This is a genomic window from Arthrobacter pascens (assembly GCF_030816475.1).
GTDB classification, from domain to species: Bacteria; Actinomycetota; Actinomycetes; order Actinomycetales; family Micrococcaceae; genus Arthrobacter; species Arthrobacter pascens_B.
This window is the reverse complement of the sequence record NZ_JAUSXF010000001.1, coordinates 800,005-818,200: the sequence shown is the minus strand read 5'-3', so window position 1 is coordinate 818,200 and position 18,196 is coordinate 800,005. Positions and strand designations below refer to the sequence as shown.

General features: G+C 63.4%; 16 protein-coding genes. 6 read left to right on the top strand and 10 right to left on the bottom strand.

Annotated features, from left to right (window positions below):
• Positions 1-10: 10 nt before the first annotated feature.
• From QFZ40_RS03780 to QFZ40_RS03755, 6 genes are all read right to left on the bottom strand, one after another.
• A complete protein-coding gene (locus QFZ40_RS03780; protein ID WP_306902933.1) occupies positions 11-1,567 on the bottom strand; it encodes an HNH endonuclease signature motif containing protein in 1,557 nt (518 codons plus the stop codon).
• A 117-nt stretch (positions 1,568-1,684) separates the two neighbouring features.
• Positions 1,685-3,109: a MinD/ParA family ATP-binding protein gene (locus QFZ40_RS03775; protein WP_373427386.1), complete on the bottom strand. Its 1,425-nt coding sequence runs from the start codon at positions 3,107-3,109 to the stop codon at positions 1,685-1,687.
• A gap of 215 nt (positions 3,110-3,324) precedes the next feature.
• Positions 3,325-3,462 carry a hypothetical protein gene (locus tag QFZ40_RS03770; RefSeq protein WP_306902930.1) on the bottom strand — a complete coding sequence of 46 codons (138 nt, stop codon included), beginning with the start codon at positions 3,460-3,462 and terminating at the stop codon, positions 3,325-3,327.
• Between the two features lie 142 nt (positions 3,463-3,604).
• Positions 3,605-3,748, bottom strand: coding sequence for a hypothetical protein (locus QFZ40_RS03765; protein ID WP_306902929.1), 144 nt, complete (start codon positions 3,746-3,748; stop codon positions 3,605-3,607).
• 237 nt (positions 3,749-3,985) lie between these two features.
• Complete coding sequence (locus QFZ40_RS03760) at positions 3,986-4,183, bottom strand: hypothetical protein (RefSeq protein WP_306902928.1); 198 nt, start codon at positions 4,181-4,183, stop codon at positions 3,986-3,988.
• A 47-nt stretch (positions 4,184-4,230) separates the two neighbouring features.
• Entirely contained in the window at positions 4,231-6,405 is a 2,175-nt protein-coding gene (locus QFZ40_RS03755; RefSeq protein WP_306902927.1) for an amylo-alpha-1,6-glucosidase, read from the bottom strand.
• Between the two features lie 455 nt (positions 6,406-6,860).
• On the opposite strand from QFZ40_RS03755, the gene QFZ40_RS03750 reads away from it, so the two are divergent.
• Positions 6,861-7,043, top strand: a complete 183-nt coding sequence (locus QFZ40_RS03750) for a hypothetical protein (protein ID WP_306902926.1) — start codon at positions 6,861-6,863, stop codon at positions 7,041-7,043.
• Positions 7,044-7,289: 246 nt separating this feature from the next.
• A complete protein-coding gene (locus QFZ40_RS03745; protein ID WP_306902925.1) occupies positions 7,290-8,180 on the top strand; it encodes a hypothetical protein in 891 nt (296 codons plus the stop codon).
• Positions 8,181-8,197: 17 nt separating this feature from the next.
• On the opposite strand, the gene QFZ40_RS03740 is transcribed toward QFZ40_RS03745, so the two are convergent.
• On the bottom strand, positions 8,198-9,013 hold the full coding sequence (locus QFZ40_RS03740) for an MBL fold metallo-hydrolase (protein ID WP_306902924.1): 816 nt from the start codon (positions 9,011-9,013) through the stop codon (positions 8,198-8,200).
• A gap of 128 nt (positions 9,014-9,141) precedes the next feature.
• Here QFZ40_RS03740 and QFZ40_RS03735 point away from each other — a divergent pair, with 128 nt between their 5' ends.
• Together QFZ40_RS03735 and QFZ40_RS03730 are read left to right on the top strand one after the other, a co-directional pair.
• The gene (locus QFZ40_RS03735; RefSeq protein ID WP_306902923.1) at positions 9,142-9,603 is read left to right on the top strand and encodes a phage tail protein; all 462 of its coding nucleotides are present in this window, start codon (positions 9,142-9,144) and stop codon (positions 9,601-9,603) included.
• Between the two features lie 354 nt (positions 9,604-9,957).
• Complete coding sequence (locus QFZ40_RS03730) at positions 9,958-10,323, top strand: VOC family protein (protein ID WP_306902922.1); 366 nt, start codon at positions 9,958-9,960, stop codon at positions 10,321-10,323.
• Between the two features lie 64 nt (positions 10,324-10,387).
• Here the strand turns inward: QFZ40_RS03730 and QFZ40_RS03725 are convergent, their stop codons facing one another.
• Both QFZ40_RS03725 and QFZ40_RS03720 read right to left on the bottom strand, forming a co-directional pair.
• On the bottom strand, positions 10,388-12,277 hold the full coding sequence (locus tag QFZ40_RS03725; protein ID WP_306902921.1) for a glycoside hydrolase family 32 protein: 1,890 nt from the start codon (positions 12,275-12,277) through the stop codon (positions 10,388-10,390).
• A gap of 177 nt (positions 12,278-12,454) precedes the next feature.
• Positions 12,455-14,050, bottom strand: a complete 1,596-nt coding sequence (locus QFZ40_RS03720) for a glycoside hydrolase family 68 protein (protein WP_306902920.1) — start codon at positions 14,048-14,050, stop codon at positions 12,455-12,457.
• A 437-nt stretch (positions 14,051-14,487) separates the two neighbouring features.
• Between QFZ40_RS03720 and QFZ40_RS03715 the strand changes: the two genes are divergently transcribed.
• Together QFZ40_RS03715 and QFZ40_RS03710 are read left to right on the top strand one after the other, a co-directional pair.
• Positions 14,488-14,931 carry a hypothetical protein gene (locus QFZ40_RS03715; RefSeq protein WP_306902919.1) on the top strand — a complete coding sequence of 148 codons (444 nt, stop codon included), beginning with the start codon at positions 14,488-14,490 and terminating at the stop codon, positions 14,929-14,931.
• Positions 14,932-15,037: 106 nt separating this feature from the next.
• Positions 15,038-15,196: a hypothetical protein gene (locus QFZ40_RS03710; protein ID WP_306907015.1), complete on the top strand. Its 159-nt coding sequence runs from the start codon at positions 15,038-15,040 to the stop codon at positions 15,194-15,196.
• A gap of 66 nt (positions 15,197-15,262) precedes the next feature.
• On the opposite strand, the gene QFZ40_RS03705 is transcribed toward QFZ40_RS03710, so the two are convergent.
• The gene (locus tag QFZ40_RS03705) at positions 15,263-17,881 is read right to left on the bottom strand and encodes a glycoside hydrolase family 32 protein (RefSeq protein ID WP_306902918.1); all 2,619 of its coding nucleotides are present in this window, start codon (positions 17,879-17,881) and stop codon (positions 15,263-15,265) included.
• Positions 17,882-18,196: the final 315 nt, after the last annotated feature.

Below are 18,196 nucleotides of genomic sequence, written 5' to 3'. Positions count from 1 at the left end.
TGATCCAGACTCAAGGCCCCAACGGGATGCCGGCCTGTTCCGTGAGTGGGTCGTGCGGATCGGGCCAGGTGGGTGGCTCCCAGTCCTGTTGTTCGCTGGGGTAGTGGCGCCCTGATGGTGCCGTCCAGCCGGGTGGTTTGTCTTTCGTGGCTGGGGTGGGTTGCCAGCGCGTAATGTGTCTCAGTTTGTGGTGCTTGCGGCAGGGTTGCCCTAGATTGCTGATGCCTGTGGTGCCACCGTGGGCCCAGGCCAGGATATGGTCGGCTTCATTGTCGAGGGAGTGGTTATTGCAGCCTGGGAACGGGCATTTGGCGTCCCGTAGATGGAGCCATTGCCGCATTGCCTTGGTGATTCGGTAGCTCTTGCGGCCGATTTCCAGCGGAGCGCCATCTCGCGGATCGGTGAGGACGCGCAGAAAGGATGTGGCGCCGTCCTTGACGAGGCGTCGGGCCATGCTGGGCGGGATCGGCCCGAATCCGTCAAGGGTGGCCGCATCGTCCGTAACTCCCAGTAACGACAGCGCCGGAACAGTGATGAGCACCTGCGCCGTCGGGGACGGGACGCAGCCGCCAAACGGGACGTGACCACCAGTGCCGGCGCTACTGCCCCTGCCGTCGCTAGCGCCCGTTCCGCCACCGGCCGTGCGCCCGGTGGTGTCGTTGGTGAGGAGCCAGGTGGCTGCCAAGTCAGCGCGCAGCTGGGTGATGGTCCGGCCCTCTTCCGGGCCCTGTAGGGTACGGGCTGCGCTGGTGATGCGGTCCCAGATTCCGGCCGCCTGATCAGCGGGAAGGTAGGCGGAGAGCCAGGCCATCCCGTCCCTGTCCGGGGCGTACTCCAGCCTCCGGTCCTGGACACCCTTCGCGTGTCGCTTTTCGATGGACACAGGATGGTGGCGTTCGCGCCAGGTCCGCGCCTTGTGCCTGAAGCGCGACGGGACGAGTTCCTCGGCCGGGCACCCCCTGGCAGGGTTTGGTGCATGCGGGTCCAGGAAATGTGCCTCCAACGCTGCTGCGCCGGCGGGGTCAAGGCTTGCGGTTTCATCGACCATGACCCGCGCGTGCTGCCACGAAATGTTCCCGGCCTGCAGTGCGGAGAGGGTGAGGGGCAGGGTGCTGACGAGCTGGTGAGACTGGGCGAGGAGTGCGCCCGCGCTGCGTTCGCTGACTGTCATAACGCACGCAACCTCTGCGACCGTGGACATTTCCTGAGCCGTAGCTTCTTGGGCGGTGGCCGCCGGGGATGAAAGGGCCTCTGAGCCCTCGATGAATGCAGCAGCGATCAGTACTTTCAGGGCCGCGGCTTTGGCCTCGAACCGGACTAGCTCGGTCAGGGCATCCAGGCAGGCATCGACCCGTCGCCGCAAGAGATCGGAGTCACGGCCGCCAGAACAAAGGCCATCCACATGGCCACCGAAATCCGGTCCGATGATCCGCCAGAGAACCGCAACGGACGCTGCGACAGAGGACAGCGCCGCGGCGGAGGCCTCAAACCCTTCGGCGGCTTCGAGCCCGCCGGCGGCTTCGAAAGCCTCCTCGTTTCCCCCTGTCCAAGCACCAGTGCTCTCCATAAGAAAAGCATCTCAGCAGGGTCTGACAATATGTCCGTCCCATTGACGAGGCGCAAGTGGAGGCAGAATCCGGAGGTGCGCCTAGGCAGGCCCGCAAAGTCGAACGAACCGCAATTCCTACCGGTACCCGTCCACAATGGCCGCGGCGATCTCCTTGTAGGCGCGCCGGGTCTCGGGCTTCAGCACCTCCAAGGTGACCAGGTCGCCGTCGGCCACTCCGCGGTCGTGGGGAACGGCGATGAGCTCGCGGCAGATGCCGGAAAGGTGCTCCTCAATGGCGTCCTTGTCCACACGGGAGGAGACCTCGTCCTTGTCCGTGATGACCACAATCGCGTCCCGGGCCAGGTCCTCGTAGCCGTGATGGGCCAGCCACTGCAGGGTGCTGCGGGCGCGCTTGGCGCCGCTAACCGCGTAGCCCGCGGCGATGACGAGGTTGTCGGCGGACTGCAGGATCCCGCTCATGGCATTGTGAGTCACGCCGGTGCCGCAGTCCGTCAGCGCCACCGAGTAGTAGCTGGAGATGAGACGGCGGATCCTCAGGTATTCGGCGGCCGTGAGCGAGTCGGAGACCTCCGGGTCCTGCTCCCCGGCGATCAGGTGTAGCCGGCCCGCGTGGTGCATGTACCGGGCAAGGGCCGTGAGGGAATCGATGGATTCGATGTTCTTGAGCAGGTCCGTGATGGTGCGGGGGCTGGCCTGCTGGTAGATGCCCTCGCCCAGCGCGCGCTCCACCAGGTCGCCCGAATCAGGGTTGGCATCAATGGCGCACGGTGCATCACCGCGGAATTCAGCCAGTGTCAGGCCGACGCCCACGGTGGTTGAAGTCTTGCCGATGCCGCCTTTGAGGCTCAGCACCGCCGTGTTGTAGCTGCCCTGCAGCTGGCGCGAGATGCGGCGGCCCAGTTCGTCTTCCTGGCGCTGCTTGGTCCCGGGGCCCAGGTTCCATGCCCCGCCAGTAAGCGAGTAAATGGCGCCGCGAAGGCCGCCCACAGGCCGGGGCTTCTGCTCGCGGACGAACAGGCCAGGCGAGCTGATGAAGTCCGGCATAGGGCTGCCGGCGATGGCGTCAGCAGTGGCCGTCCGGCTGCGGCGGAACGCAGGGGCTTCCTCAGGGGTGTCCGACGACGGCGGGGCGGGGTCGACGACGGTCCGCGTCGCTGCGGAGGTGCTTAGTTCCGGAGCAGCCGGCCGGGCTGCTTCCGAAGCGTCGAAGGCAGGGAGGGCAGCTTCCGGCTGACCGGTCTCGGGTTCGAGCGACACGGGAGCCACCGAGGGCCTGCGGGTGGGCGCCGGGACGTGGCCGGAGGTTTTTGCTGCATCGGCTGCGGCGGCCGCCTCCGCCCAGGAACTACGGCGGATGACGGGCTGGCCGGCGTCGGGCTGGCTAACGGGATCGGGAGTTACGGCTGGCATAGTTCCTGTCCGGACATCCGTCAGCCCGCCGTCAGCGCGACGGAGGTCACGGCGTCGGCGCAGCTGCGGCTGCCCTTGATCTGCATCCTGTGCAAGGGCACGTGGGTTCTTATCCGCCGGATCAGGCATATCTGTCCCCCCAGGACATCGGGCAAAAGGTTCTGCGGCACTTTACGGTCTGGTTCAAACAGTAAGTCTAGGTGCTTGGGCAGAATCCGGCTGTCAGACCCGTGTCAGGGCATGGGTCACGACGGCGGCGGTGAGGACCAGCAGCACGGCCAGGATGGCGTAGGCCTGCCATTTGGGACGGCGTTTGTGCGGGTTGATGTCGACGTAGGGCATGGCTAGGATCGGTCACTCCGGGAGACGGTAACCTGCAAAGCACGGCGCTTGAGCCGCAGCAGGCAGTACAGGACACCAAAGGGTATCAGCAGCGTACCCAGCAGCGCAGCGAGCGCGAACACAAAATTGGATAGGGCCACAACAGACCTCCATTGGCAAGCAGGGATCCCCCATACGGATCAGGAACACGCTATCCATCCGCTTCCGCAATGACAAGTCACGCTACGGTGAAAACGGGTAATCGTTTTCCTACGCCCCCAAGCTCCAACCCCCGAAGGCGGTTCAGCGCTCGAGCGCCAACAGCACCACGCCCACGGTGGCGGCCGCCAGTACGGCCAGCAAAACATAGGAAATAAGCTGCATCCGGCGGCGCCGGAGCTCCCGCCGCGAGTCGCGTGCGTACTGTGTGCCCCCAGAGATACCCATTCCGCGAGAGTACAGGCACAATGTTTCCGGCGGATCAAGTCATGCTGTATGTGACCTGGCTGCAATAGCCTTGCCGCTTGATTTTGTCCCCGGAGCCGGCAGCAGGGCGGCCCTTTACGCCACGGCTTCTAGCGGATCTCTTCGGGCTCTTCAGGTCGTCCTCTTCATCGTCGAAGGAGGGCGCAAGAGCCTGCTCGATATAGTCTGCTTCCGCAGCCTCAACTCCAGAAACACCCTCTAGTCCTGCCGGCCCGCACCACCGGGCAGCACCTCTGTGCGCTGTTCAATGACATCGGCTTCGGGGGCATCATCAGGTAGCGGCTTCATGCGCTCAAACTCATCCGAACCCTCAGGGAGGACCGGCGTCTGCTGTTCAAGGGCATCGGCATCCGGTACTTCCGGCGGCGATTCTGGCTCAGGTCCTAAATTCATCATCTTTCTCCTGTCACCATCTAATGCTTATTCTCCACGCCCTCGTTGCCTTAATGCCGCTTGGCTGGCAGGCCCCCGCCACCCAGCCCGGCTTCCGCCATCAGCTCCGTCAGCCAGGGCCGGTGTTCGCGATGGAACGTTATTCCCTCGGGCAGCCCCTGCACGGAAGGCTCTGAACCCGCGATATCGATGGTGATCCGGCCTCCCGCCATGGGTGCGTTGGTGATGTGCAGGTCGCCGTAGGACTCCGGGAGGGCCGGGTCCATCCAGAAGCCGCCCCTGGAAATATGGGCGTCATAGCGCATCAGGCTCGTCACGAGCATGATCGGCGTGGTGGCTGCCCAGGCTTGCGGGGAGCAGGCCGTGGGGTACGGCACGGGCTCGGGTATCTGGTCACGGCTGAAGCCGCAGAAGAGCTCCGGAAGCCGGCCGCCGCTGTAATCGGCCGCCTCGAAGAGGGCTGTGGAGATCCGCTGGGCCTCTTCCACGAAGCCATAGCGGATCAGGCCGGCCGCGATGACCGCGTTGTCATGCGGCCAGACCGAGCCGTTGTGGTAGCTGGCTGGGTTGTAGGCGCCCATGTCGCTGGCGAGGGTCCGCACGCCCCACCCGCTGAACATTTCGGGGGACATAAGCCGCTCAGCAACCAAGGGTGCCTTGTCCTCGTCGACGATGCCCTGCCACAGGCACTGCCCCATGTTGGACGCACACGCGTCCACCTGCCGCTTCTCGCCGTCCAGGGCGACCGCGTAGTAGCCCCTGTCCGGCATCCAGAACTCGTCGTTGAACCGTTTCTTTAACTGGGCCGCTTCCTGGGCGAGCTGCGCCGCCAGGGGCGCGTCGCCGGCGTCGTAGGCCATCCATGCCCGGGAAAGGAACGCCGAATAGACCAAAGCCTGGACTTCGCAGAGCGCGATGGGGGGCTCGGCAATACGGCCGTCGGCGAAGTTGATGCCGTCCCAGGAATCCTTCCAGCCCTGGTTGATGAGGCCCTGTTCGTTGAGGCGCTCATATTCGACGAAGCCGTCCCCGTCCTTGTCCCCGTAGTTGCGGATCCAGTCCAGGGCGCGGTCCGCATGGGGCAGGAGCGCGGCGATGGTGTCCTTGGCAAAGCCCCAGCGGCTAACGGAGCCAAGTGCCATCACGAACTGCGGCGTGGCGTCGACGCTGCCGTAGTAGACGGCCTTACCACCCAGCGAAAGCCCGCTGGAGACACCCAGGCGAACCTCGTGCAGGATCTTGCCCGGCTCCTCCTCGCTCATGGGATCCACCACGCTGCCCTGCCGGTCGGCCAGCGTCTGCAGCGTGCCGAGTGCCAGGGACGGGTCCACCGGGAGCGACATTTCCGAAGCCCAGAGCGAGTCCCGGCCGAAGAGCGTCATGAACCACGGCGCGCCGGCTGCCACCACGATCCGCTCCGGATGGGCTGGATCCTCAATGCGGAGCGCGCCCAGGTCGTCGTAGCTGCGTCTCAGAGTCCGTTCGATGGATCGGTTTGTCATATGGAGTTTGGGGATCTTCGCCACCCATTCCTGGCGGCGGCGGTCGCTGGGAGAAATCTCACCCCGCGCAGGACGCACGAACGGCGCCGCCGCTGCCGTGCCGTCGACGGTGGGCACCACGGCCAGCGCGGTGCTCCACTGCCCGTGCGGCGGGACAACGGCGCGGTAGGACAGTGCGTCCGGCGTGACGAACGCCCCGCCGGCGTTCACGACGACGCCCTTCCGGACGTCCTGCCAGACGGCCCTGATGCTCAGCGAGTCGCCATCAACGTGGCGGGCTTCTTCCCAGCGCCGCTGGACCCGCGCCTCCTTTACTTCGAACAGATCCGCAAAGTCCGATTCAACAATGAAGGTGATCACGCACTCGGCTTCATCCGAAGAGTAGTTCCGGATGGTGATCTCCTCCATGATTCCCGCCCCGACTTCCCGCAGGCGCTCCACGATCAGGGGGCTGTCCGCGTACCCATCGGAACGCGGAACACGGCCAACAAACAAGGCGCGGTAGGGTTCCTGCGTCGAAGCCGTGAGCGGCTCCAGGGGCTGCCCGTTGACCGCCAGATTCCAGCGCGACAGGATGCGGGTGTCCTCATGGAAAACGCCATGCGGATGCTCCGGATGGATGTCCCCATTCGCCAGGGAAATACAGAAGGAAGAACCTTCCACCAAGGTAACTGTGCCGGCCCCCACCGGACCGGCAGCCGTGTCAGCATTCCATCCAGCCATCCCCGCCTCCTTGCAACGGCTCAAGACCGGCGGCGTCAGGCCATTTAGCGTCCGCCGTCGATCCCCGACTTGCTCCTTGCATAGACGCTACGCCTGCACTTGGATCGACGGTAGGTACTGCGGCCCACTGAAGGTTGGCCCCATTGCGGTTGCCTTTCCGCATCCAACGCAAAGCGGACGACGGCGGGAGGTCAGTTTTTGCGCGATGGCCTGTTTGTCCCTCTCGCGGAGCTCGCCTGACCGCTGGGCATCGTCGGCAGTGGCCGCCGCGGGCCCGCTGCTGATGCAACCACCCCGGCGCCGGAGTCGGTGACGCACAGCAACGCGGCACCTGAGACACCGAGAATCGCGCCGGCCGCCCAGCGACGCGTGAAACGTATCCTGTCCACCATCCGTTCAATGACGGCGGAGGCCAATGGTGCCGAGCCGATGCGACGCGGGCTGTGACGGCACTGATGCCCACTCCGTTCCACGCGATCATGCGTGCAATCGCGAACCATATGCGGTCGATCGAACTCTTTGGCCGCCCCAGCGCTGCACTCGTCGAGCAATTCAGGGCCAAATCCAAGCTCCTGGGCAGTGGCACCGTCATTATCCGTGACCTTCATGCGGGCTTCGCCCGTCTTGGTTTGGGCTAGGACGCACCAGCGGGACTACTCCGGGCCGTAGGGCACCACGGGGGGATGGCCTTGGTGGCGTCGCTGGGGTGTCGCCTTTTACAAGTATGAGTGCCGGCAGAAACAGGTACATGGCAGGGGTCAATCCCGGAATCCAGTCCAGAACTGCAGTACCGGCCACCCATGACCCACACGGACACGCCTTCTAGGCTCCGAAGTGGGCTACTCAAGGCCCGTTGCTGTCAGTTCCGGAAGTGGGGCCCTTGAATGAAAAGCGTCAAAATCCTAATCGCTGTCTGCCTGCTTTTCGCTTGGCAAGCGGGCCCGGCCAGCGCGGGAGACACTGATGCAGGGTCACCTGTGGAGGCCGTCGTGCTGGGCAACGACATCTCCTGGCCGCAGTGCGGCAGTGACCTTCCTGCACCTCCGGATTTCGCGATCATCGGTGTGAACGGCGGACGGCCGAACACGGCCAACCCCTGTCTTGCGACGCAACTGGCCTGGGCTGCCAACACCTCAGCCGCGAAGGGCGGAACTCCGGCAGCGGTGTATGTAAACACGGCTTCCGCAGGGCCCGTCCAATCCGTATGGTGGCCTGCAACCAACACCTATCGAGGTTCGGAAGTCACTAACCCCTATGGGATGTGCGACGGCAGAGAATCCCCAGCCTGTGCCTACGTCCACGGGTACGTCATGGCCTTTGACGACGTCGAAACCGTGAGGTCAGCCAGCGATGCAGCACACCATATGTGGTGGCTGGATGTTGAAACCGGAAACAGCTGGTTATCCGACAAGGCTGCCAATGCAGCAGAGCTGGAAGGGATGACCGCGTATCTGAAGAGCACCGGGGCAGAAGTAGGCATCTATTCCACGACCTACCAGTTCGGCGAGATTGTGGGCGACGTCAATCCCAACAGCAATCTCTACGCTCTCAAGAACTGGATCGCGGGAGCAGACTCAACATCGTCGGCGCGGGCCAAGTGCGCGTCCGCTCCTCTCACACCGCGCGGGACAGTCACGCTGACGCAATTCACCGACGGGTCCCTTGACTACAACTACCAGTGCCCGGTTGCCCCACCGACCCCGAAGCCGGGTCCGCAGCCAGAGCAGGTTAGGTCCAGCGCGTACGCCGACATGCACGACGCCCAAATTTCATGAACCCTGCCTGGTTGGCGCTAGTGCTGCGGGCGGGTCTCCTGCAGGCGCTTGATGAACCAGCGGGACTGCTCCGGGCCGTAGGGCAGTACGGGGATGGCCTTGGTGGCGTCACTGGGGCTGTCGCGGATGGACTGTAGAGCCTGGCGGACGGCGGTGGTCATGGTGTTGGCCATGGTTTTCACGAACTGGTCGCTGCATGGTTTGCCGTGCCCCGGGATGAGGAATTCGTAGCGGTGACGCAGCGCGGATATGTGCCGCAGCGAGTCTGCCCATTCCTCGGGATAGGAGTCCTCGAAGGACGGGTGGGCGCCCTGTTCCACGAGGTCGCCCACGTAGAGAGTGGTGGGAGTGCCCACCAGGAGGTCGCCGCTGGTGTGGCCGCGGCCCAGGTAGAACAACGTGGCGGTCAGCCCGCCAAGGTCCACCAGCACCGGCTGGTCCTTCACGATAGCGTTGGGAACCACCAGTTCAACGTTCTCGCCTTCGCCGGTGGACATCTCCGGCTCCAGGGTGCCGACGAAGCGGCGCTGCAGGTCCCCGCGCTCGTCGATCTCAGTGGCGCAGTTCTGGTGCGCCCAGAATTCGGTGACGCCGTCGTCCGCGAAGACGGCGTTGCCGAAGAAGTGGTCATAGTGCGCGTGGGTGTTGACGACCACGAGCGGCAGCTGGGTTTTTTCCCGCACCGCGTCCAGGATTTCGCGGCCCTGCCGCGGCCCGCAGCCGGTATCGATCACCATGGCCCGCTCGGACCCGACAACCAGGCCTGTGTTCAGCAGCGAACCTTCGGTGACCAGCACATAGTTGTCCGCGCCGACTTCGAGCCATTCTGACATTGTTTCTTCATACCTCCGGGGAAGGGGTTGCGTTCGTCTTGGCCTCGATTCTACCCATGGGGTCGTGGAGTCTCCGGGACGCGGAATGTGGCTTAGCATTGGTCCAACCCGTCTGACCAGGAGGCCGCATGCCGCACGTCGTTGACTTCGAGAGCGTTTCCACTGCCGGTTTGGAATCGTCTCCGGTCGCCGAAGCCCTCGCCGGGCTGCGCGCCAACGAGGCCCGGTACTACCGGAACAAATACGGCCACGTGTTCACGGTGAGCCCGGCAAGTGAGGCGCCGGAGGCGGTCGAGTGGGTGAGCCGGATCCTCCGGGAGGAACGTGACATCGTCATCGGATCCCGCCCACTGGAGGCGACCACCTTCGACGTCGAAGGTCTCCGTATGGCATACGTCTTCTATGAGTCGGGGCTGTCCGTCAACGTCATGTACGGCATCGACGGCGGGAAGCGTGCGGTCGGGTTCAAACTTGCTGAAGGCATGGAGATTCCGGAGGAGCTGGCGCCGCGCTTCAAGTTCGCCCGCCAGAAATCTAAGCTGGCGGGCGTCATTCGCGGCTCGTACTTCGTGATCAAGGGTGAGTACTGAACAGGCTGAGCCTCAAGGTCGAGGGCAATCCCGGGCCGAGCGGATCGGGCCGAGCGGATCGGCTGACAGGATGTGGACTTCCACATTTATCCATTCGGTTGGCCATTTGTGACGTCCACCTGCGTAACATCTCCGTATGGGAACGAAACAGCACCACGCTTTCTGCCCCGAGTGCGGCAGGGTGACAAATCACGTGACTGTGTATGAAAAGGCCGACGGCGGCGGGTCACTGATTGCCAGGGTACGGTGCGCGGAGCACTCGGAGAAGGCCGCCTGATCAGGGTGACGCCGTGATTTTGCGCCGGGAGGGTGACAGGCTGGGTACCGTCATCAACGCCGACGAAGGAGAGTCACATGGCAACACCGAACCTGTTCCTCATCTATGTCACCGATGTCCAGCACTCCACCGGCTTCTACAGTGACCTGTTCGAGATGGAGCCGGTCATGGTCACCCCTCGCTACGTCCCCTTCGAAGTCGCTCCAGGCGTGCTGTTTGCTCTCTGGTCGGGACGTAGTGACGGTGTGACGCCGGCGACCCCGCGCACCAGCGAGCTGGGGCTCATGCTGCCGGGCTCCAGCGATGCAGTGGACAGCTGCTACGCCGCTTGGACTGCCAAGGGGGTTACCGTCGTCGAAGAACCCCGCGACGAAGTCTTCGGCCGCACCTTCGTGGTGGCAGATCCCGATGGAAACCTCATCCGCGTCTCCCCCACGGACTGACCACAGCTAGGATGGACGACGGCGGCCGGCTCGGCGGAGCCTGAAGAATCTGAGGGCGAGGGGGTTACCGGGTGGACGACAGGGGCGTATACGTCAGGTTCCTGAGGCTGAGGCTTCCTCCGCCAGCCACCAGCTTGAGGGACTGCTCCTCCGACTTGGGGAAGACCAGCGACGTGAGCGTCTGCTCGCCGTCGTTGACGAACACTTCGATGGAGGAGTGGTCCACGAAAACGGTCAGGTCCACCGTGCCGTTCCCGGGCGGAACCGGCGCTGTGCGCCTGTCTGTGAACAGGGGGCCAAGGTCTGCAGCAGCCGGCTGCTCCCGCGAAACGAAGGCGGCCCCGTCCTGGAAGTTGTAGCCGACGGTGGCGAAGATCGAGCCCCCACTTGCGAACTGCAGGAGCGCCTCTGATCCGCCGTCGCCGCGTTCAACAGTGAGGTCCAGCCGGTAGGCGCCGTCCCGCAGTGGAGGGAGCCCTTGAGTTCCTTCACGCGTGATGGTCTGGGGACCGGACGACGACGATTCTCCCTCGAGCCGGGCCAGGGTCTTGGAAGGAGTCGAGACGAGGGCTGCCCTGCCTTGGACAGTCTTGAGCCGGATATCCCGCACGATCGAGTCCATCCCGCCCTGCCAGTCCTGGGTGGGGAGTTTCCGGGCATAGTCCCAGTTGTTGATCCAGCCCATGGCTTGCCGCGACTGCATCCGCTGGCCTTCCGTGAGCCTGGGGTCCTCCCACGTCACGGCGGCGTAAAAGTCGGAGCCTGAGTCCATCCACTGATGCTTGTCCTCCGCAGGAGTGAAGGTGGTCCCGTCCCAGGTTCCAGTCCAGTAGGCAACGCCGGTGGTCCTGCCTTCTTCGCTTCCGTTGGCGCTCGCCGCCAGGACCCAGGTTCTCTTGGCCGGGTCGCCGTCGAGGTCCATCTGGAACAGATCCGGGCACTCAAGGATGCCCAGGCCGGAACGCTCGAAGCCTGACGCGTACCGCCAGGACTTGAGGTCCGTGGAGGTGTACATGCCCAGCTTGTGGCCCTCGGCCAGGATCATCAGCCACTGCCCGTTGGCCTCGTCCCGGACAATCTTGGGGTCGCGCCAGTGTTCCGCGCCGGGGTTCTCCATCACCGGGTTTCCGTCATAGGACCGGAAGGTGAAACCGCCGTCGGTCGAATAGAAAAGTGACTGCCGCTGGACGCCTTTGTCTTGCTGGGTCAGGACGGAGATGACTGCCCCTTTTCCGAAGCCGGCAGTGTTGTCGTAGTCCACCACGGCGCTGCCGGTTTCGATGTCGCCCAGCCCGTTTTTGTACTTCTGGATGGCTACGCCCTCGACCTTCCACGTCACCAGGTCCGTGCTGGTGAGGTGGTACCACTCGGTTCCGTTGCCGTGCGGATGGTCCGCGTTGTAGAGGTAGTAGTAGTGCCACAGCCCGTTGAGGAAAAAGGGGCGCTGGGGATCGTTCATCCAGTCCCGGTCGGGGGTGATGTGGTAGCTCGGGCGGTACTGGGAAGCACCGGCCGGCCGCCCGGCTGATGTTCCAGGTGCCGGGGACCGGTCGATTCTGCCCAAGTCACCAAGCATTGAATCAACGGCTTCAGGCGTGATGCATCCCGGCCGGCGGACTTCCCCGGCCCCTGCCTTCACTGTTGATTGGTCCAGGCTTGACCGAAGGAAGATTTCGCTGCCGGTCCGCGCCGCAGCCACCCATCCGTCGGCGCAACTGATGCTGCGCAGATCATCCACCCCGTTGGCCTGCACTATGTGGCCGGCGTCCAGGCTGTGGTCTCCGCCTGTCAGCCAGTACGAACCATATGTTCCCCGGGACGCCTTGAAGTCCGCCTGCGCGGAGGCGACGGCGTCGAGGGCCTTCTCTCCCCGGCTCCCTGCATCGTCCGGTGTGCGGAAGTTGGGGACGATGACCACCAGGGCGACCAGTAGGGCGGCCGCGGCTGCTGCCAAGGCAATCCAGGTGCTCCGCCTGCCTGGGAGCGAAGAAAGGTTCAACTTTTCGGGCATCATGGGCAATTCAGATAGGACCGGATACGGGCAAAGGAGCGGGGACGCCGTATCCGGCGCCCCCGCTTGCTACATTTCAGGTTGCCACAGCATCAAGCGGCTGCAACCCGGAAATATCGATTACTTGTAGTGTCCTTCGCCACCGACGCGGACGTTGGTGGGAAGGTAGCCGTACGGGCCGAGGCCGTTCTGGCCGAAGCTGCGGTCAACTTCGGAGATTCCGTTGCGGAAGTTGATCTTCACGGTGGGAGAAAGTGACCCGCCGCGAACGCCGTTGACGTTGTCGATGAAGGACTGCACCAAGCCGCCGGGCTGCACGTAGTGCGAGTAGGCCTGGAACTGCCGGCCGTTCTGCTGCGGAGTGGGCGCTTCCGGCGATTCGGACGGCAGGTTAAGGTCGGTCGGAGAGCCCAGGGCCAGGCCGCTGTTGTTCATCGGCTGGTAGTCGGAACGGACGCCGTCGCCGACGAAGCCATAGACGCCGTCGGGGCCGCGCATCCCTGCGGCATAGGTGAACTGGTGGCTAATGGTGAACAGATAGTACTTGTTCTTGCCGCCTTCGTTCTGGATGAAGATCTGCGGACGCTCGGTCTGGTCATTGACGCAGTTTGCCGACAGGAGCGGAGGCAGGAAGGACCACTTGGTCAGGTCCTTGTTGTCCGCCACCGCGAGTCCAACGTTGGCGGTCTGGTACCAGGCACCGGTGTTGTTGACCTGGTCCAGGCTTTCGGCGTTCGGGTCGCCCGGCTTGTAACCCAGGTCCTCTTCCTTGCAGCGGTATTCGCCGCGGGTGCCGCCGGTGTTTCCCTCGAAGACCATGAAGGTCTTGCCCGGGTGTGCCGGATCCTCGAAGGTGTAGGGGTCTCGGAAGGCGAAGCCGGGGTTCTGGTCCTTGTTCTGGTACATCTTGCCGTCCGGCTCGAGCAGCTTGGTGTGCTGGAAGCCGTCAAAGGTGACGCCGTTCTCATCGGCGTGGATGTTGCCCATGGCCTTGGCGATGGCGGCGTCAGGCGGGGCACCCCCTCCGCCTGCGTTGCGCGCAGCCACGTCTGAGAACGTGGTGGCGGTGTAGAAGACGTTGACGTGGTTGCCCTGCATCAGCCGGGTGGAACCTGACCATTCGGTGTTGCCGATGGAGGAACCATCAACAAACAGATGGCCGCCGTAGTTCCACTTGTCCTTGGCAGGATCGGCATTGGTCTTGCGGAAGAAGTATCCGATGCGGGCATTCCAGTGGCGCTGGTCAAAGCCGTAGCCGGCGTGCCGGTCCGCAACCAGCGAGAAGATCACGTCGTAACCCTTGTAGCTGATCTGGTTCGCGTTTTCGTCGGTGAGGGACCAGGTGTCCCAGACCCAGACGTCGTCATTCATAGTGGGAAAATCTTCGGGGATTTCGGGCATCGTGACGGACGGGCTCATGGAATTTTCTCCCGGAGCCACCTTGGAATCGCTCTGCGCCATGATCTGCTTGGCGTCCGCGCGGGTCCACTTGGAGGTGAAGTCCGACGCCGGGTCATGGGCCTGCTGGGTGTGCTCGGTGGGGAGCGGGAAACCGGGGGTCGGCGCCGGCATTTGCTGGCTTTCAGGCGGGTCCGACGGTTCATTCGCCTGTGCCGATGGCACGGCCAGGAATGTAGTGACGGCAAGAGCCGCCGCCACCGTCGCAGCGGCTGAGCGCTTCCGCAGCATTCGGGGTTGGTTGGGGTGCTTGTGCATATTTTCTCTTCTCGAGGAGTTTGAAACTATTCGTGGAAGATGGGCGGACGCCCGGTCCAAAACTCCGGCTACCCCTTGAACTAACAGCTATCTCAGGGACGCCTTCGTTTTGGGTGAGAAGGGACTGTTGGCCCCTAACATGGGCCGCTTGGGGTTTCCTGTGCTGCGGCCCTGAACACCCTAAGCATGCTTCGCTTTGGCTTTCAAACCTTTTTACGACGGCCAGATCGGCTGCGCGGACGAGAAGTGTAAGCGCTTGCTCCGACTATCCCTACGCGCGTTGCACAAAAAGGTGGAGAGGGTCAAATATTTCAAAAAATAGAAGGAAGCGCTCCATGCCAAAGTGCCTTGCACAAATACAAAACGTTCTGAAAGGGCTCTCCTTGGACCACACTTTTCGGCGATGTCCAGGAAAATAATCGAGTCCGCTCAGAACGGTGGCAGTGGCCATAAGCTGGAACAACGGAAAGCTTTCTGATTGGGGAACAGATATGAAGCACCGACTTAGTTTTGGCGCTGCCGCAGCCAGCATTGCTCTCGCCCTGGCGTCATGTTCTACTTCCGATGTCAGGCCGCCAGAAGATGGCGGTAGGTATGAAACTCTTGGCGACTTGAAGGACGCTGTTGAACTCGCTGGCTGGCTATGCCCGGAGCTGATCTTGCACAACGACGCCAAATACTCAGCTTCTTCGGGAAGCTGCGGCGAGGGCTTGTCTTTGGCTGTCTATGCAAATGATGCATCTTTGAAGTCACAGCTGGATTTGTGGAAGCCCATCGGCGGACTCTCAATCAATGTCGGCAAGAACTGGACTGTAGTAACCGTTGATCCGAAACTCATTCAGAAGAAGCTGGGCGGCACGGTCATTTACACAGGGCAGTAGGAGGCAGAAGGATCGCGGTATTTGCCACTTTGAACGTGATCGGACCGGTTCGATGTTGATTGAATGACAGTGTTCCCCGTGCGGAAGTCTCCCGAGGGAGCCTGACGTGTCTCTCCTGGTCTACACGGCAGAGCCGGGCTCACCCTCCGAGGAACGCCTCCGGCTCCTCGCCAGCTGGGCGGCCAGCCAAGGCGCCAGCCAAGGGCAGGAGCCTGATGCCGCCGTCGGAACGGCCCTTCACGAAACCGGCGGCAGCGCGCCATAAAGTAACGGCAACGGCGCCCGCAACAGTGAAGTTGCGGGCGCCGCTGTTTGACCGGTGGATCAGCCCCTATTGCTTGGGACTACCGGACGGCCAGGCGGACTGCATCTGCTTGACGTCCAAAGAGGTGAGGACAGCGTTTCCTCCATTGGAGTAGGCCTCAATGCCCTGGCTGGACGGGTCCGGGAAGATCTGGTCGGTCAGGACGATCTTTCCATCGTCGGTGAAGACTTCCACCGAGGACCAGTCGACAAGGATGTGCAGGGTGACCGCTCCCCCGGTTGCTTTCAACGCCGCCGTTTGGACTCCCGGGAAGCTGGAGCTGAATCCCGCCGCGCCGGACTTGGTTCGGTCGATGTACACCTGTCCGGCTTTGTTCTCATAGCCGATGAGCGTTTCCTGGCCGGAGCCGGTGCGGACTTTCAGCCCGTAGGAGCTGGCAGTGCCGGCAGCGAAGGAGGCCGTGATGTCCATGGCCTTCCCGGTGGCCGGCAGGACGGTGCTTCCGGCGGGGACGGGCATTTTCTCCTTGTGCAGGGAGGGCCCTGTGGTGAGCTGGCTGAGCTGGTTAACCGACGTCTGCGCCAGGCGCGGTGCGCCGTCGACGGTCTGGAGGGACAGCTCCCGCGGTACCGTCATGGCGCTGCGCCATGGTGAGGTGGGAATGGAGCCTGAGTAGTCCCAGTTGTTCATCCAGCCGATCATGATCCGCTTGCCGCCGGGCGCGTCGTTGAAGGTGACGCCGGCGTAGTTGTCCTTGCCGTAGTCGGCCCAGTGGGCGCGCTGGACTGAGGACTGGGCAGCTGTGTCGGAGAGATTGAACTGGTCGGCCGTGACGTGCCCCCAGCCGCCGGTGTTGTTGTCGGTGATTTCGACGTGTCCGGTTTTTCCTTGGATGTCGCTGAGGTCCCAGCTGTTCCAGTCCAGGGTTTCGCTGTCATGGCCTGTGGCGCTGCGCACCACCTGTCCGTCGACGACGAGCTTCACGGAGGTGTCGGTCGCCCGGAGCGCGACGGGCTGGTCGGCAAACGTGACCTGGTCCGCCAGGATGTGTCCCCAGCCGCTCGAATTCTGGTCCACAACCTGGATGGACGCCGTTTTGCCCTGATAGGCGCTCACGTCCCATGCAACGGTGTTCAGGGATTCGCTGTTCTGGCCGGTGGCTGTCTGAACGACCTTGCCGTCAACCACAAGATTCACTGAAGTAGGATTTGCGGCCCCCCAGGGATGGTCGCCTCCGCCCACGAGCAGGTTGATGTACTTGCTGGAAACCGTGAAAGACGGTGAGGAGATGGTCCCGGTGCTGATGTCGCCGTTGATGTATGTGTTGATCAGTTGGCTGCCCTGATAGCCGCTGACCTGCTGCTGGTTCGCCAGCGTCCCCGCGGCGGGACCGGTCCCGGTGAAGTCGCCGGTTGCCTGCCAGCCAGTGCCGTATGTGGCACCCTCGAAGTCCGCGAACGTGGTGCCGGCCGGAAGGGTGTTGCCCGTGACCGAGCCGGGGACGTACGGATGGTTGCCGCCACCCGCGAGGAAGTTGAGATGGCTGCGGTTGATCGCGAAATCGGGGGACGTCAGTGTTCCGGTGGAAGCGTCCCCGCCGTTGAAACTGTTGGCTAAGCCGGTTCCCACCCAGCCGCTGACTCCGCCCTGACCCGGCAGGTTTCCCGTGGCGGGCGCGGTGCCGAAGGCAGCCCCGGTGGCCTGCCAGCCATCGAAGCTTCCGTCATCGAAGCTCCCCACGGAGGCCCCGGCCGGCGGGATGTAGGGCTTGTCATCAGAGGTGAAGGTGGTGCCGTCGAAGTTTCCGGTGAAGTACTGGACGCCTGAGCCTCCGGCGATCCCGCCGGGGCTGATGTTGACCATCAGTACCCACTTCTGTTTGCCGGGGTTGGCCGGGTCCGGCAAGGGGAACAGATCGGGGCATTCCCAGGCGCCGCCGGTGGCACCGGCAGGTCCGAAATCACTGAGGTGGGTCCAGGTTTTCAGGTCGGGAGAGCTGTAGAAAGCCACCTTGTGCTGGTCCGACAACGCTGCAGACATCAGCCACTCATGTCCGGCCTCGTACCAGAAGACTTTCGGGTCCCTGAAATTGTTTGAGCCGATATCCAGCACGGGGTTCCCGGCGTATTTGGTGAACGTCCGTCCCTTGTCCGTGCTGTATGCAAGTGCCTGGGACTGCTTTCCGGTTGCTTTGTCGGCCGCGGTGTAGATGGCCACCATGGCAGGGTTGCCCGGCCGGCCGAAGCCTGTGGTGTTGTCCTTGTCAATGACCGCGCTGCCGGAGAAGATCATGTCCTTGTCATCCTGCGGTATCGCCAGCGGAAGCTCCGTCCAGTGCACCAGGTCGGTGCTGACGGCATGGCCCCAGGACATGTTGCCCCAGGTATCGCCGGAGGGGTTGTACTGGAAGAACATGTGGTACTCGCCCTGGTAGTACACCAGGCCGTTCGGGTCGTTCATCCAGTTCTTGGCGGGCGTGAAGTGGAACTGGGGACGGTATGTCTCGGAGTAGGGCGAGGACGTCCCGGCCGTTCCGGGGGCGGTTGATGCCCCGCCGGAGGTGTCCGCGGCCAAAGCCGGAGCGGACAGCGGAAGGCCGCACCCCGAGGCGACCACCGCCGCGAGGATCGTGGCGTTTAAGCGTCTTTTCGAGCTTGGTATGGAACCGGAATCTGTGCGGCGCACGTATTCACCTTTCATGTCGGCAGTGACAGGCAGGTAATGCCGGTTGTCGTTCGGAGGGTTTTGCAGGGCCCCATCACCCCAGTTCCTGCGCGTTATGCGCCGGATCCACCACAGCGTAGACAACGTTGTCATACGGAACTTATGGTTTGTCCATCAGACAAGTCAACGGATCCAAACAGTTTGCATAGGAAGCAAACAGTTTGCATGCCGCGCGGGAGATTTCCTGGTGTCCGGAAGCGTTGACGGCCCCGCCCTGCAGGAAGCAAACGGCCGACGACGGCGGCTCACTGACCGGCCGACGTCGGGTCTATGGAG